Genomic DNA, 577 nt, shown 5'->3' with positions numbered 1-577 from the left:
GTTGAAGGTGAGGATTTGGAAAAGAGGAATCAATTGAATCCGTTGCAAGCGATGCAAGGACAGGCTCCTGGCGTGTCAATATCTTCGACATCGGGTCAGCCTGGAGCGAGCATGAAGGTTGTCGTCCGTGGATTAGGCACAATTGGCAATTCAGGGCCTCTATATGTCATTGACGGAGTTCCCGGAGGAGATATTAGCATAATTAATCCGGCTGACATTCAATCGATAGATGTATTAAAAGATGCAGCGTCAGCCGCGATTTACGGTTCGCAAGCCGCTAATGGAGTAATTTTGGTGACGACGAAAATGGGGACCTCAGGCTTGAATCAATTAAGTTTTGATGCCTTCAAGGGGGTGCAAAATGCTGCCCGGACTACCGCGATGCTTAATGCGGACGAATATAAAGTTATCATGAACGAACAGGCTTTGAATTCGGGAGCCGGTCCGATTGATTTTACTATTATGGACGGTCTGGGGAATACGGATTGGGTAGATCAAATGTTGGTGAATAATGCAAATACGGAGAACTATAATGTCGGTCTAACGGGCGGATCTGACAAGTCTATCTATGCTTTGA

At 46.1% G+C, this 577-nt stretch carries 1 protein-coding gene; it reads left to right on the top strand.

Translation table 11 applies throughout. The features are described 5' to 3' along the window. Positions 1 to 15 precede the first annotated feature (15 nt). Positions 16 to 577 (top strand): TonB-dependent receptor plug domain-containing protein (locus HP439_RS19345; protein WP_246229433.1); only part of this gene is annotated, 562 nt, incomplete at its 3' end.

The sequence above is a fragment of the Sphingobacterium shayense genome, from assembly GCF_013179575.1.
Lineage (GTDB): Bacteria > Bacteroidota > Bacteroidia > Sphingobacteriales > Sphingobacteriaceae > Sphingobacterium > Sphingobacterium shayense.
The sequence above is the reverse complement of the archived record's forward strand: the minus strand, read 5'-3'. Positions and strand labels throughout refer to the sequence as shown.